At 65.5% G+C, this 21,463-nt stretch carries 20 protein-coding genes; 12 read left to right on the forward strand and 8 right to left on the reverse strand.

Annotated features, from left to right (window positions below; genetic code table 11):
* Window positions 1–30: 30 nt before the first annotated feature.
* A complete protein-coding gene (locus AC1VNY_RS03905; RefSeq protein ID WP_018269648.1) occupies window positions 31–729 on the reverse strand; it encodes a DUF1013 domain-containing protein in 699 nt (232 codons plus the stop codon).
* 252 nt (window positions 730–981) lie between these two features.
* On the opposite strand from AC1VNY_RS03905, the gene ispH reads away from it, so the two are divergent.
* Genes ispH through rnhA form a run of 3 tightly spaced genes read left to right on the forward strand, consistent with a single transcriptional unit; the run spans window position 982 to window position 3,391 of the window.
* Complete coding sequence (gene ispH / locus AC1VNY_RS03910; RefSeq protein WP_482404163.1) at window positions 982–1,956, forward strand: 4-hydroxy-3-methylbut-2-enyl diphosphate reductase; 975 nt, start codon at window positions 982–984, stop codon at window positions 1,954–1,956.
* A gap of 5 nt (window positions 1,957–1,961) precedes the next feature.
* The gene (locus tag AC1VNY_RS03915) at window positions 1,962–2,942 is read left to right on the forward strand and encodes a homoserine kinase (RefSeq protein WP_482404164.1); all 981 of its coding nucleotides are present in this window, start codon (window positions 1,962–1,964) and stop codon (window positions 2,940–2,942) included.
* Complete coding sequence (gene rnhA / locus AC1VNY_RS03920; protein ID WP_482404165.1) at window positions 2,930–3,391, forward strand: ribonuclease HI; 462 nt, start codon at window positions 2,930–2,932, stop codon at window positions 3,389–3,391. The genes AC1VNY_RS03915 and rnhA overlap by 13 nt, the downstream gene beginning before the upstream one ends.
* A 276-nt stretch (window positions 3,392–3,667) precedes the next feature.
* Here rnhA and AC1VNY_RS03925 read toward each other — a convergent pair whose 3' ends face one another.
* The 6 genes from AC1VNY_RS03925 to AC1VNY_RS03950 all read right to left on the reverse strand — a co-directional run bounded on the left by AC1VNY_RS03925 (window position 3,668) and on the right by AC1VNY_RS03950 (window position 11,485).
* Window positions 3,668–4,153: a peroxiredoxin gene (locus AC1VNY_RS03925; protein ID WP_018269652.1), complete on the reverse strand. Its 486-nt coding sequence runs from the start codon at window positions 4,151–4,153 to the stop codon at window positions 3,668–3,670.
* 108 nt (window positions 4,154–4,261) lie between these two features.
* A complete protein-coding gene (locus tag AC1VNY_RS03930; protein ID WP_482404166.1) occupies window positions 4,262–4,819 on the reverse strand; it encodes a DUF924 family protein in 558 nt (185 codons plus the stop codon).
* Between the two features lie 22 nt (window positions 4,820–4,841).
* Complete coding sequence (locus AC1VNY_RS03935) at window positions 4,842–6,524, reverse strand: long-chain-fatty-acid--CoA ligase (protein WP_482404167.1); 1,683 nt, start codon at window positions 6,522–6,524, stop codon at window positions 4,842–4,844.
* Window positions 6,525–6,687: 163 nt separating this feature from the next.
* The gene (locus AC1VNY_RS03940) at window positions 6,688–8,148 is read right to left on the reverse strand and encodes a D-alanyl-D-alanine carboxypeptidase family protein (RefSeq protein WP_482404168.1); all 1,461 of its coding nucleotides are present in this window, start codon (window positions 8,146–8,148) and stop codon (window positions 6,688–6,690) included.
* A gap of 203 nt (window positions 8,149–8,351) precedes the next feature.
* On the reverse strand, window positions 8,352–10,130 hold the full coding sequence (locus tag AC1VNY_RS03945; RefSeq protein ID WP_028342594.1) for a glucan ABC transporter ATP-binding protein/ permease: 1,779 nt from the start codon (window positions 10,128–10,130) through the stop codon (window positions 8,352–8,354).
* A gap of 299 nt (window positions 10,131–10,429) precedes the next feature.
* Window positions 10,430–11,485 carry an ABC transporter substrate-binding protein gene (locus AC1VNY_RS03950; protein WP_028342593.1) on the reverse strand — a complete coding sequence of 352 codons (1,056 nt, stop codon included), beginning with the start codon at window positions 11,483–11,485 and terminating at the stop codon, window positions 10,430–10,432.
* A gap of 265 nt (window positions 11,486–11,750) precedes the next feature.
* Here AC1VNY_RS03950 and AC1VNY_RS03955 point away from each other — a divergent pair, with 265 nt between their 5' ends.
* The 7 genes from AC1VNY_RS03955 (at window position 11,751) to AC1VNY_RS03985 (ending at window position 18,285) form a co-directional block, all read left to right on the forward strand.
* Complete coding sequence (locus AC1VNY_RS03955) at window positions 11,751–12,185, forward strand: hypothetical protein (protein WP_482404169.1); 435 nt, start codon at window positions 11,751–11,753, stop codon at window positions 12,183–12,185.
* Window positions 12,186–12,303: 118 nt separating this feature from the next.
* Window positions 12,304–12,699, forward strand: a complete 396-nt coding sequence (gene hisE / locus AC1VNY_RS03960) for a phosphoribosyl-ATP diphosphatase (RefSeq protein WP_028342591.1) — start codon at window positions 12,304–12,306, stop codon at window positions 12,697–12,699.
* 69 nt (window positions 12,700–12,768) lie between these two features.
* A complete protein-coding gene (locus tag AC1VNY_RS03965) occupies window positions 12,769–13,350 on the forward strand; it encodes a YqaA family protein (RefSeq protein WP_038386176.1) in 582 nt (193 codons plus the stop codon).
* 54 nt (window positions 13,351–13,404) lie between these two features.
* Window positions 13,405–13,998, forward strand: coding sequence for a hypothetical protein (locus AC1VNY_RS03970; protein WP_482404170.1), 594 nt, complete (start codon window positions 13,405–13,407; stop codon window positions 13,996–13,998).
* 182 nt (window positions 13,999–14,180) lie between these two features.
* A complete protein-coding gene (locus tag AC1VNY_RS03975; protein WP_482404171.1) occupies window positions 14,181–15,152 on the forward strand; it encodes an NAD(P)H-dependent flavin oxidoreductase in 972 nt (323 codons plus the stop codon).
* Window positions 15,152–15,925 (forward strand): thioesterase family protein, encoded by a 774-nt coding sequence (locus AC1VNY_RS03980; protein ID WP_482404172.1) that lies wholly within the window; start codon window positions 15,152–15,154, stop codon window positions 15,923–15,925. Before AC1VNY_RS03975 ends, AC1VNY_RS03980 begins: the two co-directional genes overlap by 1 nt.
* Before the next feature lie 233 nt (window positions 15,926–16,158).
* Window positions 16,159–18,285 (forward strand): ATP-binding protein, encoded by a 2,127-nt coding sequence (locus AC1VNY_RS03985; RefSeq protein ID WP_482404173.1) that lies wholly within the window; start codon window positions 16,159–16,161, stop codon window positions 18,283–18,285.
* Between the two features lie 179 nt (window positions 18,286–18,464).
* On the opposite strand, the gene AC1VNY_RS03990 is transcribed toward AC1VNY_RS03985, so the two are convergent.
* Complete coding sequence (locus tag AC1VNY_RS03990; protein WP_482404174.1) at window positions 18,465–20,027, reverse strand: AMP-binding protein; 1,563 nt, start codon at window positions 20,025–20,027, stop codon at window positions 18,465–18,467.
* Window positions 20,028–20,093: 66 nt separating this feature from the next.
* Here AC1VNY_RS03990 and AC1VNY_RS03995 point away from each other — a divergent pair, with 66 nt between their 5' ends.
* Together AC1VNY_RS03995 and AC1VNY_RS04000 are read left to right on the forward strand one after the other, a co-directional pair.
* Window positions 20,094–21,092 carry an NAD(P)H-dependent flavin oxidoreductase gene (locus tag AC1VNY_RS03995; protein ID WP_482404175.1) on the forward strand — a complete coding sequence of 333 codons (999 nt, stop codon included), beginning with the start codon at window positions 20,094–20,096 and terminating at the stop codon, window positions 21,090–21,092.
* 126 nt (window positions 21,093–21,218) lie between these two features.
* On the forward strand, window positions 21,219–21,461 hold the full coding sequence (locus tag AC1VNY_RS04000; RefSeq protein ID WP_038386187.1) for a hypothetical protein: 243 nt from the start codon (window positions 21,219–21,221) through the stop codon (window positions 21,459–21,461).
* The last annotated feature ends 2 nt before the right edge of the window (window positions 21,462–21,463 follow it).

Below are 21,463 nucleotides of genomic sequence, written 5' to 3' on the forward strand. Positions count from 1 at the left end.
GTTCTGCGCTTCGAGGTGCGAGATCGGCGCTTACTCTTCCTCGTCGTCGGGCTTCTTGCCGCCGATCGTCTTCAGCTTGGCGAACACCGCGTCGACGTTGAGATCGTCGTGGCGCTCGATCGGCTGGTCGTCCAGCTCGTCCTTGCGCGTGGTCTCGGAGGCCGGCAGCAGCGTGGCGCCGCCGTAGACGGTGGTGGTCGGCTTCTCCTTGGCGGCGCGCTGCACCTCGAAATCGAGCTCGATCTGCGAGCACAGGCCGAGCGTCACCGGGTCCATCGGGGTCAGGGTCGAGGCGTTCCAGTGGGTGCGGTCGCGCACGCTGGCGATCGTGGTCTTGGTGGTGCCGACCAGACGCATGATCTGGGCGTCCTTCAGCTCGGGATGGTTGCGCACCAGCCAGAGGATCGCGCTCGGCCGCTCATGGCGGCGCGACACCGGGGTGTAGCGCGGGCCCTTCTTCTTGGCGGCGGAGGGCAGCACCACCTTGCTCTCCTGCAGCTTGAGGCGGTAGTTCTGGTCGCGCTCGCCGCGCTCGATCTCCTCGCGGGTCAGCTGGCCGTTGGAAATCGGGTCCATGCCCTTGATGCCCTGGGCGGCGTCGCCGTCGGCGATGGCGCGGACCTCGAGGGGGTGCATTTTGGTAAAATCGGCCACCTGATCGAAGGTCAGGGCGGTATTGTCGACCAACCACACGGCAGTCGCCTTCGGCATCAGCGGTGCGTTGCTCATGGCAAATCTCCTTTGTGCTTCGCCCACCTCTGTCGAGGCGAAGCTGGTAGTCATCGGCGATGACGGGAATTATAGGCGCTATATAAGCCCTCCGGGGGGAATGGCGCAATGGGCCAGCAAAATCGCCTTGACAGCGCCCGAAAGCAGTCCCAAGTCCTTACCGTAACTGGCCGTTCCCCGCCCGCCGGCGAGGGGTGATTCGGTCCCGAGATTGCTCCGAGACAGCCCCAAGACAGCCCCAAGACAGCCCCCATGTCAGCGAAAAAACCCGACCTTAGAATCGTGCTTTGTTCCCCCCGCGGCTTCTGTGCCGGGGTGGTCCGCGCCATCGACACGGTCGAACGTGCCCTCACCATTTATGGCGCGCCGGTCTATGTCCGGCACGAAATCGTCCATAACAAGTATGTGGTGGACAGCCTGAAGACCAAAGGCGCCATTTTCGTCGAGGAATTGGCCGAAATCCCCGACGATACCGACGCGCCGGTGGTGTTTTCCGCCCACGGCGTTCCGAAGTCGGTTCCCGCCGAGGCCAAATCCCGCAATTTCTTCTCGCTGGACGCGACCTGCCCTCTGGTGACCAAGGTCCACCGCGAGGCGGCGATCCATTTCAAGCGCGGCCGCGAGATCCTGCTGATCGGGCATTCCCACCACCCCGAGGTGGTTGGCACCTTGGGCCAGCTGCCGGCCGGCGCCGTGACCCTGATCGAAACCGCCGAGGACGCCAAGACCTTCGTCCCGAAGGACCCCGACAACCTCGCCTTCGTGACCCAGACCACGCTGTCGATCGACGACACCGCGGAGATCGTGGCGCTGCTGAAGCAGCGCTTCCCGAACGTCAACGGTCCGCACAAGGAAGACATCTGCTACGCCACCACCAACCGCCAGCTCGCGGTGAAGAAGGTGGCGCCGGTGGTCGACGCCCTGATCGTGGTCGGCGCGCCGAACTCGTCGAACTCGCAGCGCCTGCGTGAAGTCGCCGAGCGCGAGGGCTGCCCGATCGCCGTGCTCGCCCAGCGGGCCAGCGACATCGACTGGAGCAGGTTCGAAGGCATCACGAGCCTCGGCATCACCGCGGGCGCATCGGCGCCGGAGGTGATCGTCGAGGAGATCATGGGCGCCTTCGCCGAGCGTTACGAACTGCACGTTGAGACGGTCTCGGCCGCGGAAGAGAACGAGTTCTTCCCGCTGCCGCGTTCGCTGCGGCCCGACGCTGCCGCGGCGGAATAGACCATATGGCGGTCTACACCGACGTTGCCGCCGAAGACCTCGCGGAATTCCTCAAAAGCTACGACATCGGCGAACTGCTCTCCTACAAGGGCATCGCCGAGGGCGTCGAGAATTCGAACTTCCTGCTGCACACCAGCCAGGGCGCATACATCCTCACGCTCTATGAGAAGCGCGTGGCGGAGGACGACCTGCCGTATTTCCTGTCGCTGATGGCGCATCTCGCCGAGCGCGGCGTGTCGTGCCCGCAGCCGGCGCGCAACCGCAAGGGCGAGGTCACTAGCCGGCTCGTCGGCCGGCCCGCGGCGATCATCAATTTCCTCGAGGGCGTGTGGCCGCGGCGGCCGAACGTGGCGCATTGCTCCGGCGTCGGCGAGGCGCTGGCCAAAATGCACGTTGCCGGCCGCGATTTCCCGCTGGTCCGCAACAATCCGCTGTCGGTCGCCGGCTGGCGGCCGCTGTTCGATCTCGCCGCCGCGCGGGCCGACAGCGTGCAGGCCGGCTTGCACGACTTCATCGCGCGCGAACTCGATCATCTCGAAGCCTCCTGGCCGGCGGATCTGCCGGTCGGCGTGATCCATGCCGACCTGTTTCCCGACAACGTTTTTTTTCTGGGCGACAAGCTCTCGGGCCTGATCGACTTCCCGTTCGCCTGCAACGACATCCTGGCCTACGACGTCGCGATCTGCCTCAACGCCTGGTGCTTCGAGCCGGACCATTCCTTCAACGTCACCAAGGCGCGCGCATTGCTCAATGCCTATGGCCGCGAGCGCCCGCTGTCGGCGGCGGAAGAGGCCGCGCTGCCGTTGCTCGCGCGCGGTGCCGCGATGCGCTTCCTGCTGACGCGGCTGGTCGATTTCCTCAACGTGCCCGAAGGCGCGCTGGTGCAGCCGAAGGACCCGCTGGAATATGTCCGCAAGCTGCGCTTCCAGCAGAACGTCGCGAGCCTGCGCGATTACGGCATCACGCCGGCCGGATGCGCGGCGTGAGCGACAAGCCGCATGTGATTGTCTTCACTGATGGTGCCTGCTCCGGAAATCCGGGGCCGGGCGGCTGGGGCGCGATCCTCCGGTTCGGCGAGGTCGAGAAGGAATTGAAGGGCGGCGAGCCGCACACCACCAACAACCGCATGGAGCTGATGGCGGCGATCTCGGCGCTGGAAGCCCTGAAGAAGCCCTGTGTGGTCGATCTCACCACCGACAGCCAGTATGTCCGCCAGGGCATCACCGGCTGGATCCATGGCTGGAAGCGCAACGGCTGGCGCACCGCCGACAAGAAGCCGGTCAAGAATGTCGAGCTGTGGCAGCGTCTCGATGCCGCGCTGAAGCCGCATGAGGTGCGCTGGCACTGGATCAAGGGCCACGCCGGCCACGCCGAGAACGAACGCGCCGACGAGCTGGCGCGTGAGGGCGTGGCGATGGCGAAGTTGAAGAGTTAGGGTGCCGCTTGTTGGCTGCGTAGGATGGGTAGAGCGCAGCGAAACCCATCATCCGCTCCGCAGCACCAAGGCGATGGGTTTCGCTGCGCTCTACCCATCCTACGATTCCCGATATTTCGGCGATCTTTCCCTCTCCCCTTGTGGGAGAGGGTGGACGCGATGCGCAGCATCGCGGACGGGTGAGGGGTCTGTCTCCGCGGATAGAGACCCCTCATCCGGCGCGGATTGCATCCGCGCCACCTTCTCCCACAAGGGGAGAAGGGAAGAAGCGTCGGCTCAGAGCTGCCCGAGCAGCGTGTCGCCGCCGGAGACCTCGACCTTGCCCGGGGCGGGCTCGAGGTTGAGCTTCTTCACCACGCCGTCCTCGACCAGCATCGAGTAGCGCTTCGAGCGGATGCCGAGGCCGTTGCCGGAGGCGTCGAGCTCCATGCCGATCGCCTTGGCGAAGTCGGCATTGCCGTCGGCGAGGAATACTGCTTCGTCGCGCTGGTCGGTGTCGCGCTTCCACGCGTTCATCACGAAGGCGTCGTTGACCGAGACGATCGCGATGGTGTCGACGCCCTTGTTCTTCATGGCATAGGCGTTGAGGAAGATGCTCGGCAGATGCATCTTGTGGCAGGTGCCGGTGTAGGCGCCGGGCACGGCGAACAGGGCGACCTTCTTGCCCTTGAAAATATCGTCGGTGGTTTTGACCTGCGGACCCTCGGCGGTCATCACGCGAAACTTGGCTTCCGGCAGCTTGTCGCCAACATTGATCGTCATCGTTGTTCTCCCTCGGTGAAGCGGAACTGTCTTAAACCTGGCTACAGCACGGCACAATACGGGCTCGCCGAAGAACGGCAATGCCCGACCATCGTCACCGTTCCGTCATCAGCCGGAAAACCCGCCGGCGTCGAGAAAGGCTTTCTCCTCGGCCGTGGTCTGCCGGCCCAGCACGCGATTCCGGTGCGGGAAGCGGCCGAACCGGCGGATGATGTCGGCGTGGTCCTCGGCATATTTCAGGTTGTCGGGATGGCAGTCATATTGCCGGAACAGCGCCACGCAGCGCTGCTGGTCGGCGAGGTCCTCCGAATGCTCGAACGGCAGATAGAGGAATTCGCGCAGCACGGGGTCTGTCCGCGCATCGACGCCGCGGTCGATGGCGCGGCTTGCAACCTCGCGCGCCAGCTTGTCGGTGGAGAAGGTCTTGCTGTCGTTGCGAAACAGGTTTCGCGGAAACTGGTCGAGCACGATGGTCAGCGCCAGCGCGCCCTGATCGCTCGCCTCCCATGACGACAATTCGCCGGCAGCCGCCTTCTGCCAGGTGGCGAGGAAGCGGCTGCGGATCTCGGCATCGAAGGCGTCGTCGTGCTTGTACCAGCGGTCGCGGCCGGCATTCCGCCAGAAACCAAGCACGTCAGCCGGCGTCGCGAGGCTTGCGTCAGACATCGAACGTCAGTCCACTCACGCCTTAAGCCGCGGCCTTCTTCTCGTCGCGCAACTCGCGGCGCAGGATCTTGCCGACATTGGTCTTCGGCAGGTCGGTCCTGAACTCGATCTGCTTCGGCACCTTGTAGGCGGTGAGCTGGGTGGCGCTGAACTTGATGATGTCCTCGGCGGTGAGGTTCGGGTCCTTCTTGACCACGAAGGCCTTCACCGCTTCGCCGGACTTCGCATCGGGCACGCCGATCACGGCGCATTCGAGCACGCCCGGATGGCTTGCGATCACTTCCTCGATCTCGTTCGGATAGACGTTGAAGCCGGAGACCAGGATCATGTCCTTCTTGCGATCGACGATCTTGGTGTAGCCCTTCTCGTCCATCACGCCGATGTCGCCGGTGCGGAAATAGCCGTCCGCGGTCATCACGCGCGCGGTCTCGTCCGGCCTGTTCCAGTAGCCCGCCATCACCTGCGGGCCCTTGGCGCAGATTTCGCCGGCCTCGCCGATCGGCAACTCATTGCCGTCATCGTCGCGGATCGAGAGCCAGGTCGAGGGGACGGGAAGGCCGATCGTCCCGGAGAACTCCTCGATCGTTGCAGGATTGCATGTCAGGGTCGGCGACGTCTCCGACAGGCCATAGCCTTCCGACAACGAGATGCCCGTGACCTTCAACCATTTCTCGGCGACCGGCCTTTGCGTCGCCATGCCGCCGCCGTTGGCGATCTTCAGCTTGGAGAAGTCGAGCTTGTCGAATCCGGGCGTGTTCAGCAGGCCATTGTAGAGGGTGTTGACCGCCGGGAAGAAGCTGACCTGGTACTTCGACAGTTCCTTGACGAAGCCCGCCATGTCGCGCGGATTCGGAATCAGCAGATTGGTGCCGCCGGCCCGCATGCCCAGCAGATAGCAGGCGGTGAGCGCGAAGACGTGATAGAGCGGCAGCGCGCAGACGATGACCATCTGTTCGACGATCGGCGGTTTCGCCAGCGCCGGCTGCAGCCAGGCGTCGTTCTGCAGCACATTGGCCAGGATGTTGCGGTGGAGCAGGGTGGCGCCCTTGGAGACGCCGGTGGTGCCGCCGGTATATTGCAGGAAGGCGACGTCATCGAGCGTCAGCGCGGGCTTGTTGAGCTTCAGGCCGCGGCCGGCTGACAGCGCCTCGTTGAAGCCGACGGCGCCGGGGATCGACCAGGCCGGCACCATCTTCTTCACCCGGCGCACCACCAGATTGACGATCACGCCCTTGAGGCCGAGCAGGTCGCCCATGCTGCCGACGATGACGTGCTTGACCGCGGAATTGGGAAGCACCTTCTGTACGGTGGTGGCAAAGTTCTCCAGCACGATGATCGCCTCCGCGCCGGAATCCTTCAGCTGGTGCTCGAGCTCGCGCGGGGTGTAGAGCGGATTGACGTTGACCACGGCAAAGCCGGCGCGCAGCACGGCCGCGGTCGCGACCGGGTATTGCAGCACGTTCGGCATCATCAGCGCGACCCGCGCGCCCCTCTGCAGGCCCTTGCTCTGCAGGTAGGCGCCGAGCGCCGCCGACATCTCGTCGAGCTCGCGATAGGTGATCGCCTTGTCCATGCAGATGAACGCCTTGCGATCGGCGAATTTCTTGAAGCTCTCTTCGAGCAGTTCGACCAGCGACGAATATTGCGTGACGTCGATATCGGCGGGCACGCCGGCCGGATAATGCTTGAGCCAGATGCGCTCCATGATGGTCAATCCCCTCTCTCAAATTTGGCTGATGTCCCGGATTGCTTCCGGGTTTTCCGACCTTTGGCCGCATTATTTCAGGCAGTATTGAGCGATGCCGCGGCCAATGGCAAGCCGCTGCGCGTTATCGACGCATTAGAGGAAATGACGGGCGAGCGCCCTGCTAGCCGGCCGGCTTGGCGTCGGCTTTCGGCTTGTCGCCAGCCTTGGGTTTGTCGGCCGCAGTCTTGGGCTTGGCAGCCGGCTTTGCCGCCGCCGGCTTGCCGGCAGGCTTTGTGGCGGCAGGCTTTGCGGCGGCGGGCTTGTCCGCGGCCGTCTTCGCAGCTGCGGCATCCGGCTTGGCGTTGGCGTGACGCACGGGCTTGGCTGCCGGCTTGTTGTCCGACTTGGAGGCGCTTTTGGTGTCGGCCTTCGCGTCATCGGTCGCATCGGGCTTCTTGCCCGCGACGCGGCCGTGCTTGCCCTTGGCCCGCTTGACCGGCTGCATCTTCTCGGTGTCGGCCTCGACCGCAGCGATCAACGCAGCCCCGGTCTTGGTCGGCCCCGTATAAACCACGACCGGTTCGGAGGCCGCAGCGGGCTGCGCCAGCATGTCGGCCGGCTTGGTCGGCATCGCGGCCTGCAGGCCCGAGGCGAAGAAGCTGACGCCGCCGTCGCCGTTGGTGCTGGAGCTTCCGGCACTGGCGACGGTGTCTTCTGCGTCCTCGTCGCTGGCGGGCCGCTTGTGCTTGGGGCCGCACATCTCCTCGCGCAGGTTCGGCGGCGTGGAATCGATCGGCACCAGATTGTCGACGGTGCCGAGCGAGGGCCGCAGCCACGCCAGCCCGTTATTGGCAAAGCCGCGATCCAGGAGCTGCGCGGCGCGGATCGCGCGCATGCGGCCCGACGAGGCGCCGAGCACCACGGCGATCAGCCGTTTGCCGTCGCGCGTCGCCGATGCCACGAGATTGTAGCCGGAGGCGCAGATGAAGCCGGTCTTGAAGCCATCGGCGCCGGGATAGCGGCCGATCAGCTTGTTGAAGTTCTGGGTGATGCGGCGGCCGAAGCGGATCGAGGGGATGTGGACGAAATACTCGTATTCCGGCAGGTCGCGGATGATCGCGCGGGCGAGGATCGCCATGTCGCGCGCCGAGGTGATCTGGCCGTCGGCCGGCAGGCCGTTCGGATTGACGTAGCTGGTTTGCGTCATGCCGAGCTTTTGCGCGGTCTGGTTCATCATCCCGGCAAAGCCGTCGATCGAACCGCCGAGGCCCTCGGCCAGCACCACGGCCATGTCGTTGGCCGACTTCACCAGCATCATCTTCAGGGCGTTGTCGACGGTGACCTGGGTGCCGGGCCGGAAGCCCATCTTCGATGGCGACTGCGACGACGCGGTCGGCGACACCGTGAGCAGCGTGTCGAGCGAGACGCGGCCATCCTTGACCGCCTTCAACGTCACATAGGCCGTCATCATCTTGCTGAGCGAGGCCGGGTACCACGGCATCGTCGCATTATCGGCCTGCAGCACCTTTCCGGAATCGGCCTCGACGACAAGCAGCGCCTCGGCTTGCGCCATTTGGGGCGTGGCGACGGCGAGCATCGCGACGGCCAGAATCCATTTCAATGACGGGCGAGGAAGGTGCACGAATCCGGTTCCGGTCCTTTGAGACCCGCCTTGAAAAAAGGAGGTCTTGCGATTGTGACGTACGGGTTTCAAGCGTGTCCGGCGCCGCATTGCGGCAATGCAAACCCTATACCGGCTTGCCAGCAGAGAACAGAGGCCGGTGAATTATATCGTGGACGAAATCGGCTGAATTTCGGCAGCCGCCTCAATTGGAAAGGCGAGAATTATGGTGTCTCGATGCCGGCGCGCGCCTGTTCCTGGACCATGAACTGGGCCCGCGCGAGCTCGGCAAAACGCCCGCCTTTCGCCACCAGTTCATCGAAAGTTCCGCTTTCGATCACCCGCCCCTGGTCGAACAGCAGGATGCGGGTGGCGTGGCGGATGGTGGAGAGGCGGTGCGCGATCACGAAGGTGGTACGGCCCTTCATCACTTCATCGAGAGCGGCATTCACCTTGGCCTCGGTGACGGCGTCGAGTGCGCTGGTGGCCTCGTCGAGGATCAGGATCGGCGGATCCTTCAGCAGCGCACGCGCGATCGACAGCCGCTGGCGTTCGCCGCCGGACAGCATGCGGCCGCGCTCGCCGGCATGGGTATCGAATTTCTTTTCGCTGCGCTCGATGAAATCCAGCGCCTGTGCGCGCGCCGCGGCGGTGCGCAGCTCCTCATCGGTCGCGTCGGGCTTGCCGACGCGCAGATTGTCGGCGAGCGAGCGGTTGAACAGCAGCGCCTCCTGGAACACCACGCCGATGTTTCGCCGCAGCGCCGTCAGCTTCAGCGCGCGTATGTCCATACCGTCGATCCTGATGATGCCCGATTGCGGATCGAACGCGCGATGCAGCAGCGCGATCGCCGTGGATTTGCCGGCGCCGGTCGAGCCGACCAGCGCGATGGTCTGGCCCGGCAAGGCGGTGAAGCTGAGATCCTCGATCGCCGGCCGCTTGCCGTCATAGGAGAACGAGACGTCGTCGAACTCGACGAGGCCGGACAGCCGTCCGGGATCGACCGCGCCGGGCCGGTCGCGCACCGCCGGCACCGCATCGAGCACGTCGAAGAACTCCTGCAAGCGCGGCGCTTCCATGAACACGTTGTTGATGAAGCTCACCACCTGCTCGAGCTTCTGGATCAGCATGGTGGCGAACGAGACGAACATCACGATCTCGCCGACCGTGGTGAGGTCCTGGTTATGTAGCGCGATGCCGACGGTGAAGATCGCGAGCACCGTGATCGTGGTTGAGGCGCGCGTGATCACGGTGACCAGCGCCCACCATGACAGCACCGGCATCTGCACCGCGAGTAGCTTGTCGGCGACGTAGCGCAGGCCCTGCACCTCGGAATCGATCCGCACGAAGCTCTGCACCAGCGCGACATTGCCGAGCGCGTCCGAGGCGCGCGCCGAGAGGTCGCTGTAATAGGCCTCGACCTCGCTCTGCATGCCGTAGGTCTTGCGCACCACCAGCGTGGTCAGCACGGTGAACACGACGCAGAGCCCGAACAGCAGGAGCGCCAGCCGCCAGTTGATGTAGAGCGAAAGCGGCAGCAGCACGATCAGCGACATGATCGCGGCGAAATGCTCGCGGAAGAAGCCGAGCCAGAGCCGCCACAGCGCGTCGGTGCCGTTCAGCATCACCTTCATCAGCCGCCCGGAATGGGTGCCGGAATGGAAGGTCAGCGGCAGCTGCAGGATGTGCTCGAAATAATCGGTCAGCACCGCCTGGCGCTGGCGGTGCGCCAGCCGGTCTGCCTGCAGCGCCACGATCGCACTGCAGCCGATCGTGAACAGGCCGAACGCCGCCCAGGCGACGAGCAGCGGCCATGCCGAGGAGGTCGCGAACAGTCCGGTGACCGGCCGGCCCGACAGCACGTCGACGATCTTGCCGAACAGCACCGGCTCGGCGAATTGCGCGCCGGCGAGCAGCACGTTGGCAATGGCCAGGATCCAGCCGAGCCGCGCCTCCTTGCCGAGCAGTTCGAGGACGCGGGTATAGAGGCGAAGCATGGACATGCCGGCAGGACTCGCAATCGGTGGGCGCCCGATCAGGCGGGATACAATTTAATCAGGGTTCGCGATGCAGGGCCAGCGGTGACAGCGCGTCATGCTCAGGGTGAGGGTGATTGTGGCGAGCGGCTCCCTACGCCGTCGTCCTGGCGAAAGCCAGGACCCATAGCCACCGAATTTGATTGGGAGCGGGATAGTGGCCCCAGCGTCGCGCAACAACAAACGGCTGGGGTAATGAGTCCTGGCTTTCGCCAGGACGACGCTGAACATTTGGTGCCGCTCGTCAGTCATGCATTCGCATGCTCTCAATTCACCAGGCGGCTGTCGATCGGCGGCAGGAAAGCCTCGTCGAAGATGTCGGCGGCGTGCGGCCGCTTCTGGAATTTGAAGTCCTCCGCGAGCTGGTCGACCGAGCGCTCGAAGCGCTCCGCCTCGATGCCGCCGATGCCGTCGCGCTTCACCTCGCTGGTCAGGATGTTGTCGCGGATGATGGCGTTCAGCCGCTCCAGCTCCAGATCGCGCGAGCCGCCATCCATCCGGCTCGCGACCTCGCCGGCGGCGCGGGCCGGATCCTTGACCGCGAGGTTGGTGCCGCCGATCGCCGCGCGCACGAACCCTTTCACCGCATCCGGCTTCGCGGCGGCAAGGTGCGGGCTGACGATCACGGCAAAGCCGTAGGCCTCGCAGCCATAGTCGGCGAAGCGCAGCACCGCGAGATCGTCGGCGGGCACGCCGCGATCGCGCAGGTTGATCGCCGAGAGATAGGAGAAGCCGGTGACGGCATCGACCTGGCCGGCGGAGAGCATCGGCTCGCGCACCGCGGCGCTGATCGTGCTCTGCTTCACGCTCGACAGCTTGATGCCGTTCTGCTTCGCGACCGCGGGCCACAGCCGGATCGAGAGGTCGCCGTCGGCGACGCCGAGGCTCTTGCCCTGCATGTCGGTCAATGTCCGGATGCCACGGCTCTTGCGCGCGATGATCGCATAAGGCGCCTGGTTGAACAGCACGAACACCGCTTTGACGGGCGCAGCACCAGGCTTGTCGCGAAAGCGGATCAGCGAGTTGATGTCGACGAGGGCGAAATCGCTCGAGCCGTCGGCGACGCGCGCGATGGCATCCGCCGAGCTGGTCGCGACGTTGGTGCCGACCGCAAGGCCCTCGGCGCTGAACAGGCCGCCGGTCGACGCCATCACGAATGGCGCTGCGGCGGCATCAAGCGGACGGTCGAGCGTGAACTGGATGGTGAGCGGCGGCGGCAGATCGCTGGCGCGCAGCGGCGTCAACGCCGGCCACACGCCGCCCGAAAGGCCGATCATGCCGGCCAGTATCCAGCGGAGAACGGTGGTCCGACTTACCTGCATCATGACATCCGGGAGGCGAGACAAAGTGCCGCGCCGGCGCGCCTGCTTCATGACATCGAATGCGCCAGAGCAAGCGTCAATTTCAAGCGTTATTTGCAGGCATTTTGCCCCAGGCAAGGTGAACGGTCGATGACTGCCAGGCTTCGGCTTGCCATGTTTTCACCCCAGGTCGTTCAGCTTGCATTCGGTTTGGGGAACCTAATCTGGAGGCAGTGGGTTAGCTAACCAAGGCCCGTCGGGCCGGCTTCCACAAAGGATGACTGCAATGTTTGCGCGAAAAGGTGTTTTTTCGTCCATTGGCCGCGCAGCCACATTGGCAACGGTTGCCGCGGTGGCGTTGACGGCCGTCGAGCCGACGATGGCGTTCGCAGGCTCTGCTCAGACAGGCAAGGTGACCGCTGTGACGACGTCACAAGGCACGAGCGGCGCAACCGACATCAGTGCCCGCCGTCGCTACTATGGCGGCGGTGGCGCAGCGGCTGCGGCTGCGTTCGCCGGGATCGTCGGCACGGGCCTCGCGATCGCCGCTGCCCAGAGCCGCCGCGACTATTACGACTCCTACGGCTACTATGGTGGCCCGGGCTACTACGGTGGTCCCGCCTACTATGGTGGCGGCCCGGTCTATTATGGCGGCGGACCGTACTATGGTTACCGCGGCTATTACGGGCGGCGGTCGCAACTGCCGTATCAGCCGTACTGACCGCCGTCGGCGGTTCTCGGAACTGTCACAAAGCATCCGATCCACCGGCCGCCGGCCGGTGGATTTTTTCGTCGTCGCCGTTAACACGCTGGCGACGCGTTTCGACTAGGCTCGAAGCATGAGTGATTCGATCGAGCGGCTTTACCAGGCGGTGATCGCGGCCAAGGATCTTGATCCGGCTACGTCGCGCACGGCACGGCTGTTCCAGCGCGGCCCGGCCAAGATGGCCAAGAAGCTCGCCGAGGAAGCGATCGAAGTCGTGATCGACGCCGTCAGCGGCAAGTCGGATGCCGTCATTCGCGAAAGCGCCGACCTGTTCTACAACCTCGCCGTTCTCTGGGCGTCGGCCGGCGTGAAGCCGGAGGATGTCTGGCGCGAGATGGAGCGGCGCGAACGGCTGCTCGGGATCGCCGAGAAGCTGCCGAAGTCGCCGGTCAAGTTGCCCAAACCGGCGCCGGTCCCGGTGGTTCGGCGCCGAATTGTTGCGCTGGAGAACCGGCTGCGCAAACGGTAGCCGTAAATCAACCAAATTCAGCTCAATCCCGGCATGGACAAATCCGCTCCATGATGGTTCATCGCGCCCATGTTGAAACGGACTTACGACTGGTGCGTCGAGGCGGCCGACAAGCCCTATGCACTGTGGATTCTCGCGGCGGTCGCCTTCGCCGAGAGCTCCTTCTTTCCGATTCCTCCCGACATCATGCTGCTGCCGATGTCGCTGGCGCGGCCGAAGCGGGCGTGGTGGTTCGCCGCGGTCTGCACGGCAGCGTCGGTTGCCGGCGGCGTGCTCGGCTATGCGATCGGCGCGCTGCTCTACGACTCGCTCGGGCAGTGGCTGATCCATCTCTACGGCCTCTCCGACAAGGTCGACGCGTTCCGCGCCTCCTACGCCGAATGGGGCGCCGTGATCATCCTGCTGAAGGGACTGACGCCGATCCCCTACAAGCTCGTGACGATCACCTCGGGCTTTGCCGGCTACAACATCTGGCTGTTCATCCTGTGCTCGATCGTCGCGCGCGGCGGCCGCTTCTTCTTCGTCGCGGTGCTGCTCAACCGCTATGGCGATTTCATCCGCGCCGAGCTCGAGAAGCGGCTCGGCCTGTGGGTCGCGATCGGCGCGATCGTGCTGGTGCTGGGCTTTGTTGTCGCATTCAAGCTGATCTAGCGACGGACCGCTTGCGGCTTTGCCTGCGCGCGGCTTCGGGTTACGCTTGCCGCGATGGCTGATGGAATCGCGGACCTGCTCGATCCTGCCGGGCTCACGCTCGTCAGGCTGACGCGCGCAAAGGCGCGCATTGCGCTGGCGGGTCTTGTGCTTTCGGGTCTTGCGCTGTCGATGACACTGATGACCCTCGACAGCAGCTGGGCTCAGACAGCGCCACCGGCGCTTGGCGTGCAGTCGCCGGCGCAGCAGCCGGTCCCGCCTCAGCAGCAACAGATCGAGCTGCCGCCGGCGCCGGTCGAGCGCGAGAATCCCGGGCTGATCAACGAAATCGGAAAGCTGTTCGAGAAGTCGAAATCGGCGTTGCCGCCGCTGAAGAGCCCCGGCGAGACCATCAACGACCTGTCGAACATCGCGCGCCCCTCGACGGTGGTGACCGGACGCGCGGCCTGCGTGGTGGCCTCGAACGGTGCGCCGGACTGCAAGATCGGCGCCGACCGGCTGTGCCAGAGCAAGGGGTTTCGGGAAGGCAAGGGCATCGACACCGACGCCTCCGAGAAATGCTCGCCTCTGGTCTATCTGCCGGGCCACAAGCGCGGCCCGAACGACTGCAGGACGGAAAATTTCGTGACACGGGCCGTCTGCCAATAGCGGCAGCCAGGCTTTGCGTCTGGGATGCCAGGCGTCTGCAAAAACACGGTTTCAGGATGAGGAATTGTCATCCTTTTTGCAGCGCCAAAACGCAATCCTTGACACTGGAAAGATTGCCTTGTTGGTATGACGATCAGCATTCGAGACCAACCAACGACCAAACACTTGAGGATCCGCTTCCAATGTCCATGCCTGCTCTGTTCAAGGGCCGCCTGTCTCTTCCCGTGATCGGGGCGCCGCTGTTCATCATCTCCGTGCCCGACCTCGTTATCGCGCAGTGCAAGGCCGGCGTGGTCGGCTCGTTTCCGGCGTTGAACGCGCGGCCGCCGGAGCTGCTCGACGAATGGCTGTACCGGATCAAGGAAGAGCTCGCCGCCTATGACAAGGCGCATCCGGAGCGGCCGTCGGCGCCGTTCGCGGTGAACCAGATCGTGCACAAATCGAACAACCGGCTCGATCACGACATGGCGCTTTGCGAGAAGCACAAGGTGCCGATGATCATCTCCTCGCTCGGCGCGCGCGAGGAGCTCAACCAGGCGGTCCATGGCTGGGGCGGCATCGTCTTCCACGACGTGATCAACCAGAAGTTCGCGCACAAGGCGATCGAGAAGGGCGCCGACGGCCTGATCCTGGTCGCGGCCGGCGCTGGCGGTCATGCCGGCACGCTGTCGCCGTTCCCGTTCGTGTCGGAGACGCGGCAGTGGTTCGACGGGCCGATCGCGCTGTCGGGCACCATCTCCAACGGCCGCGCCATCCGCGCGGCCCGCATCATCGGTGCCGACTTCGCCTATATCGGCTCGGCCTTCATCGCGACCAAGGAGGCGAACGCGGTCGAGGGCTACAAGAGCATGATCACCAATTCGTCCGCCGAGGACATCGTCTACTCCAACCTGTTCACCGGCGTGCACGGCAATTATTTGAAGCCGTCGATCGTCGCGGCCGGCATGGATCCGGAAAACCTGCCGACCTCCGATCCCTCGAAGATGAGCTTCGGCACCGATGCATCCGGCGAGCGCGCCAAGCCGAAGGCCTGGAAGGAGATCTGGGGCTCGGGCCAGGGCGTCGGCAGCATCTCCAAGGTGGTGCCTGCAGCCGAGCTGATCGCCCGGTTCAGGAAAGAGTATGAGGACGCGATCGATCCGGCGCTTGCCTGATGGAGCCGATCTTTCGCGTCGACGGCGACCGCGTCGTCACTAGTCCTGACGCTGCGGGTCCTTGGGACCCGCGGATGCAGCATGGCTCCGCGCCGGCGGCGCTGGTGGTGTGGGCGGCCGAGGCCCTTCCGACGCCGGTGCCGATGCGGATCGCGCGCGTCACCATCGATCTGATGCGCCCGGTGCCGGTGGCGCCGCTGACGGTCTCGAGCGAGATCCTGCGCGACGGCCGCAAGATCCAGCTCTGCGGCGTCAGGCTGCTCGCCGACGGTGTCGTGGTCGTTTCGGCCAGCGTGCTGAAGATCAAGCAGCAGGTGGCCGAATTGCCGCCTGACGTCGCCGCGCTTGCGGTCGATCTGCCGGGCCCCGACGAAAGTATGATCGAGCCGGGCAACCTTGCGAACAGTCCGTTCGTGAAATGCATCTCGATGCGGGCCGCGCGCGGTCGCTTCGGCGTGGTAGGACCCGGCGCGATCTGGTTCCGCGTCGACCGCCCGCTGATTGCGGGCGCCGCCGTCTCGCAGGCGATGCGGGCAGTGGTTGCCTCGGATTTCTCCAACGGCACCTCGCCGGCGCTCGATTTCGACCAATGGACCTTCATCAACGCCGATCTCTCGGTGAGTCTCGCGCGCGAGCCGGTCGGCGACTGGATCCTGCTCGATGGCCAGTCCTGGATCGGGTCCGACGGCGCCGGGCTTGCGATGTCGCGGCTCGCCGATCAGCGCGGCTATTTCGGCCAGGCGGTCCAGAGCCTGGTCATCGAACGGCGCTAGGACGCGCTCGTTGATCCTGCGGCCACGGCCGAGGAGCAGTCCCAAGCGACTGCCCCTGCGGCAAAAATAACTCCGCGTCCCGGGAACGGTTAGCGGCACGTGCGAGTTTCGCTCCCGTTAGGGGGTCCCATGATGCGTATTGATCCCGCCGCCGGCATCGTGGCCATGGCCGTCCGGCGGTTGTGTGATGTGCCGGCCGGTGTCGACGGCCGGCCGCCGCAGGGACAGACGCGATGAAGCCTGGTCCGTCCTCGGAACGCGCGGTCATCCTCGCCGCGAGCGAGCGGGACGCCGTCAAGACTGCCCACCTGATCAAGGAAGCCGGCTATTACGCCAACATCTGCGGTGACCTCGCCGAGCTCGAACGCCAGATCGCAAACGGGGCGGGCCTCGCCATCATTGCCGACGAGGTGATCAGGGCCGCCGACCTCGCCGGCCTGACGCACTGGCTGAACGAGCAGCCGTCATGGTCGGACTTTCCTATCGTGCTGATCAGCGAGAAGGGGGGATCCGAGCGCAATCCCGAAGCCGCGCGGCTCGGCCGGGCGCTCGGCAATGTCACCTTCATCGAGCGGCCGTTTCATCCGACCACGCTGGTAAGCCTGGTCGCCGCGACGGTGCGCGGCCGCCGCCGCCAATACCAGACCCGTCAGATCCTCGAGGATCTGACCGAGAGCGAAGGTCTGCTGCAGACTGCGCTCAATGCCGGTCATCTCGGCGCGCTCGAGCTTCATCTGCCGGATTTCGAGCTCGAGGCGTCGCCGACCTGCAAGACCTATTTCGGGCGCAGGCCGGGCGATCCCTTCACCTATCAGGATCTCTTGGACGCGGTGCATCCCGACGACCGCGCCCGCCGGAGCGAGATCGTCGAACAAACGTTGCGCACCGGCTCGGATTATCGGATCGAATACCGCAACATCTGGCCCGACGGCACCGAGCACTGGGTCGACGTCCGCGCCCGTGCGGTGCGGCGGCCCGACGGCGTCCTCCGCTCGCTGGTCGGCGTCTGCTCCGACATCACCGCGCGCAAGACCGCGGAGATCGAACGCGAGGCGTTGCTGGCGCAGCTTGCCGCCGAGCGCACTGCACTCGCCGAACTCACCGCGACGCTGGAGCAGCGGGTCGAGCAACGCACCGCCGACCTGATGAAGGAGGTCGCCGCGCGCGAGCGGGCGCAGGAACAGCTACGCCATGCGCAGAAGATGGAGGCGATCGGCCAGCTCACCGGCGGCGTCGCGCACGACTTCAACAATCTGCTGATGGCGGTGATGGGCAATCTCGATCTGCTGCGCAAGCGCATGCCGGAGGATCCGCGCCTGCGTCGCCTGGTCGACGGCGCATTGCAGGGCGCCGAGCGCGGCGCGTCGTTGACGCAGCGGCTGCTGGCATTCGCGCGGCAGCAGGATCTGCGCGCGGTGCCGGTCGATCTCGGCGCGCTGGTGCGCGATATGAGCAATCTGCTCGAGCGCTCGCTCGGACCGCGCATCATGCTGCGGCTCGACATTCCCGAGGGGCTGCCGCTGGCCTGCGTCGACAGCAACCAGCTCGAGCTTGCGGTCCTCAACCTTGCGATCAATGCGCGCGACGCGATGCCGGATGGCGGCGTGATCGAGATCCGCCTCGCGGCCTGGCAGGCGAAGAATGATCCGACGCTGCAGCCTGGCGACTATTTGAAGCTCTCGGTAGTCGACAGCGGCACCGGCATGTCGCCGGATGTGCTGAAGCGCGCGATCGAGCCGTTCTTCTCGTCGAAGCCGGTGGGCAAGGGCACCGGGCTCGGCCTGTCGATGGTGCACGGGCTCGCCGTGCAGCTCGGCGGCGAGTTGCAGCTGTCGAGCGCGGTCGGCCAGGGCACCACGGCTGCGCTGGTGCTGCCGGTTGCAACGGCGGTGCCGGAAGTCGAGAGCCCGGCGCCTGCGGCGCAGGCGGTCAAGCGCTCGGCGGTGATCCTGCTGGTTGACGATGATCCGTTGATCGCGATGTCCACCATGGAAATGCTGGAGGACCTCGGTCACCGCGTGATCGGCGTCAATTCCGGACCGCAGGCGCTCGAGATCCTCAGGAGCGACCAGGAGATCGACCTGATGATGACCGATCACGTGATGCCCGGCATGACCGGCATCGAACTCGCCGCGGCTTCGCGCAAGGTGCGGCCGCAGCTCCTGGTCCTGCTCGCCACCGGCTATGCCGAACTGCCCGACGGCACCCAGGTCGACCTGCCGCGGCTGGCCAAGCCCTACCACCAGGATCAGCTGCGCGACCGGCTCGATCGGTTGCTCGGGCAGGGGATGCAGCAGCGTGCGTCCGCGACCGGCACTGACGATCTTGCCGCACCTTCCACTCTCTCTCCGTCACCCTGAGGTGCGAGCGGAGCGAGCCTCGAAGGGCGCCGGCCCGGCTGGTGCCGCAGGCGGAGATAGCGCGCGCAGAAACATCGGGGCCGTGCATCCTTCGAGGCGCGCGAGAGCGCGCACCTCGAGCGACAAAGGCGAAGCCTTTGCGCGGGGATGACGGGACCAGCAATGGTCGTGCGAGCATCCTACCCCACCATGCGGTCGCGGCCGGTCCAGAAGCGCGCCTTCAGCACCTTCTTGTCGACCTTGCCGACGCCGGTCATCGGCAGCTCCTTGACGAACTGGATCTGCTTCGGCGCGTGCGCCGAGCCCTTCTTCGCCTTCACCAGTCCGATCAGCTCGTCGGCGTCGGGCACAGCGCCCTCGCGCGCGACCACGACGGCGGTGACGGCCTCACCCCATTTGTCGTCGGGCACGCCGACCACGGCGACCATCGCGACGTCGGCGTGTTGCGACAAGACATCTTCGACTTCGCGCGGAAAAATGTTGAAGCCGCCGGAGACGATCATGTCCTTCTTGCGGTCGAGGATGAACATGTAGCCGCGCTCGTCCTTGCGAGCGATGTCGCCGGTGTGCAGCCAGCCGCTCTTCAGCGTCTCCGCCGTGATGTCCGGCCGCTTCCAGTATTCGGCCATCACATGCGTGGCGCGCACGCAGATCTCGCCGGCCTCGCCGGCCGCGACCTCCTGGTCGTCCTGATCGAGGATCTTGACCTGGCAGGCGGTGATCGGGAAGCCGCAGGACAAAAACAGGTCCGGCGTTTTCGGATCATGATCCGCCTTGCGCAGCACCGAGACCGGATAGCACTCGGTCTGGCCGTAGAGCTGGGAGAACACCGGGCCGATCCGCTCGATGCCTTCGACCAGCCGGCTCGGCGACATCGCGGACGCGCCGTAGAGCAGGAGTTCGAGCGAGGAGAGGTCGGTCTTGTCGAGCGCGGGATGATCCAGCATCACATAGATCATGGTCGGCACGAACAGCGTGAAGTTGATCTTCTCGCGCGCGATGGTCGTGAACACGGCCTCCGGATCGAACCCTTTCAGCATGTGCACGGTGCCGCCGCGCATCAGGGTCGGCAGCACCTTGGTGCCGGCGACATGGCTGATCGGCGCCACCGTGAGATAGCGTGGCGTCTCCGGGATCTCGAAATCGGCGAGGATGGCGGCGGCGAAGCCGCCATATTCGCGGTGATAGCGCAGCGCGCCCTTGGATTTGCCTGTCGTGCCGCCGGTGTAGTTCAAGGTCGAGATGTCGTCCTCGCGGGCGAAGCTCTTCGCGCTCGCGCTGCCGGCATCCTCGGCCACCTGCAACAGGTCGGCGCCGTAATCCGCCGGGCCGAGCGTGAACACGGTCTTGAGGCCCTGTGCCTTCGTCGCGAGCTCGCCGCCGCGATCGCGAAACGTGATGCCGTCGACGACCAGCATCTGCGCTTCGGAATCCTCGATCTGGAACAGCTGGTCGTCGAGCGAGCCCAGCGGATGCAGCCAGGTGATCGCGAGCCGCGACAATTGCGCGGCGACGCCTGCGCACCAGCTGTCGGCGCGGTTGGCGGTGAGCAGCGCGACGCGGGTGCCAGGCGCAAAGCCGAGCCGCATGAACACGCCCTGCATTCGTCCGATCAGGTCGGTCGCGCCCTGATAGCTGAGCGAGCCGCCCGGCCATGCGAAGGCGGTGCGCGACGGATAGCGCGCCAGCGCCCGCAAGGTCTGTTCGCACACTGCCGGAAATGCATAGAGCGGATTGCTCATCTCGTTGTCCCTCCCGCCTTTGTCTTTGGCTTTTGTCGTGCCAATGTTGGCGGCAACGCTAACACAATGATGATGGGAAGAAACAACTTGTCCGCCGATCTTCTCGCGCGTTTTCGCGATCGCCTGCGGCTGCCGCTGATTGCAGCACCAATGTTCTTGGTCTCCGGTGTCGAGCTGGTGGTAGCCGCCTGCCGCAACGGCGTGATCGGTTCGTTTCCGACGGTGAATTGCCGTGAGACGGAACAGCTCGATGCCTGGCTCGGCGACATCGCGCGCCGCCTGCAGGCGCATGCCGATGCCAGCGGCAGAGTCGCGGCGCCGATCTGCCCGAACCTGATCGTGCATCGCTCCAACACACGGCTGGCCGAGGATCTCGCCGTGCTGCTGCGGCACCAGCCGGAGCTTGTGATCACTTCGGTCGGCTCGCCCGCGCCGGTGCTTGGTCCTCTGCACGATGCCGGCGCGCTGGTTTTCGCCGACGTCGCCTCGATCCGCCATGCCGAGCGCGCGGCAGCAGTCGGCGCCGATGGGCTCGTGCTGCTCACTGCGGGTGCCGGCGGGCAGACCGGCTGGCTCAATCCGTTCGTGTTCGTCCGGGCGGTACGCGGCTTCTTCGATGGACCGATCGTGCTTGCCGGCGGCATCGGCGACGGCCACGCGCTCCGCGCCGCGGAGGCGCTCGGCTGCGACCTCGCCTATATGGGCACCAAGTTCATCGCGACGCGCGAGAGCATGGCGGACGGCAGGTACAAGCAGATGCTGGTCGACTCCACCGCCGACGACATCCTGCTCACGACGGCGTTCACCGGCCTGCAGACCAACATGCTGCGGCCCTCGATCGAGGCCGCCGGTCTCGATCCCGACGACCTGCCGGCACGCGGCGCGATCGACATCGGCAAAGACATCGACATCGGCGCCCGCGAAAGCCGACCGAAGCGCTGGCGCGATATCTGGAGCGGCGGTCATTCCACCTCCGGGGTCACCGGGGTGCTTGGCGTCGACGAGCTCGTGGCGCAGACGATCGCGGAGTATGAGGCGGCGAGCGGACGGGTGCGGCTCGCCTGATCCGCCGCGAAACAGCAGCCGCTCAAATCCCGCTCGCCCGCTTAACGCGGCATTAACCATGCCAGTCCCAACAATAGTGTCACGGGCCGCCACGGCTGGCCGCCCGGCAGTTTGTGGGAATGCGACATGGCCCTTGAGGCGCTCTCCAAGACCCCGGCAACGCTCGACGAGCTCCGGACCCGGGTGTTTTACGCCCTGCAGCGGCATCCGCTGTGCCGTCAGGTCGAATTCGACATTGTCAGCACGCCGCGCACACGCCGCACCAACTGGACGGTCAGCCTGCACACGGTCCAGCCCGGCGCGCTCTGGACGGCGCACGAGATCGTCGCCGATATCCAGGAGGCCTATGAGCTTGATGCCGCGGCCTGATT

The organism is Bradyrhizobium ferriligni (assembly GCF_056837965.1).

Excerpts from the sequence above, each read along its gene's own strand:
- AC1VNY_RS03915 (WP_482404164.1), top strand. The coding sequence starts at position 1,962 with ATGGCGGTCTACACCGACGTTGCCGCCGAAGACCTCGCGGAATTCCTC.
- AC1VNY_RS03905 (WP_018269648.1), bottom strand. The coding sequence starts at position 729 with ATGAGCAACGCACCGCTGATGCCGAAGGCGACTGCCGTGTGGTTGGTC.
- AC1VNY_RS03935 (WP_482404167.1), bottom strand. The coding sequence starts at position 6,524 with ATGGAGCGCATCTGGCTCAAGCATTATCCGGCCGGCGTGCCCGCCGAT.
- AC1VNY_RS04000 (WP_038386187.1), top strand. The coding sequence starts at position 21,219 with ATGGCCCTTGAGGCGCTCTCCAAGACCCCGGCAACGCTCGACGAGCTC.
- AC1VNY_RS03970 (WP_482404170.1), top strand. The coding sequence starts at position 13,405 with ATGGCTGATGGAATCGCGGACCTGCTCGATCCTGCCGGGCTCACGCTC.
- AC1VNY_RS03925 (WP_018269652.1), bottom strand. The coding sequence starts at position 4,153 with ATGACGATCAATGTTGGCGACAAGCTGCCGGAAGCCAAGTTTCGCGTG.
- AC1VNY_RS03975 (WP_482404171.1), top strand. The coding sequence starts at position 14,181 with ATGTCCATGCCTGCTCTGTTCAAGGGCCGCCTGTCTCTTCCCGTGATC.
- AC1VNY_RS03965 (WP_038386176.1), top strand. The coding sequence starts at position 12,769 with ATGTTGAAACGGACTTACGACTGGTGCGTCGAGGCGGCCGACAAGCCC.
- AC1VNY_RS03945 (WP_028342594.1), bottom strand. The coding sequence starts at position 10,130 with ATGTCCATGCTTCGCCTCTATACCCGCGTCCTCGAACTGCTCGGCAAG.
- AC1VNY_RS03990 (WP_482404174.1), bottom strand. The coding sequence starts at position 20,027 with ATGAGCAATCCGCTCTATGCATTTCCGGCAGTGTGCGAACAGACCTTG.
- AC1VNY_RS03930 (WP_482404166.1), bottom strand. The coding sequence starts at position 4,819 with ATGTCTGACGCAAGCCTCGCGACGCCGGCTGACGTGCTTGGTTTCTGG.
- ispH (WP_482404163.1), top strand. The coding sequence starts at position 982 with ATGTCAGCGAAAAAACCCGACCTTAGAATCGTGCTTTGTTCCCCCCGC.
- AC1VNY_RS03995 (WP_482404175.1), top strand. The coding sequence starts at position 20,094 with ATGATGATGGGAAGAAACAACTTGTCCGCCGATCTTCTCGCGCGTTTT.
- AC1VNY_RS03950 (WP_028342593.1), bottom strand. The coding sequence starts at position 11,485 with ATGCAGGTAAGTCGGACCACCGTTCTCCGCTGGATACTGGCCGGCATG.
- AC1VNY_RS03980 (WP_482404172.1), top strand. The coding sequence starts at position 15,152 with ATGGAGCCGATCTTTCGCGTCGACGGCGACCGCGTCGTCACTAGTCCT.
- rnhA (WP_482404165.1), top strand. The coding sequence starts at position 2,930 with ATGCGCGGCGTGAGCGACAAGCCGCATGTGATTGTCTTCACTGATGGT.
- AC1VNY_RS03955 (WP_482404169.1), top strand. The coding sequence starts at position 11,751 with ATGTTTGCGCGAAAAGGTGTTTTTTCGTCCATTGGCCGCGCAGCCACA.
- hisE (WP_028342591.1), top strand. The coding sequence starts at position 12,304 with ATGAGTGATTCGATCGAGCGGCTTTACCAGGCGGTGATCGCGGCCAAG.
- AC1VNY_RS03985 (WP_482404173.1), top strand. The coding sequence starts at position 16,159 with ATGAAGCCTGGTCCGTCCTCGGAACGCGCGGTCATCCTCGCCGCGAGC.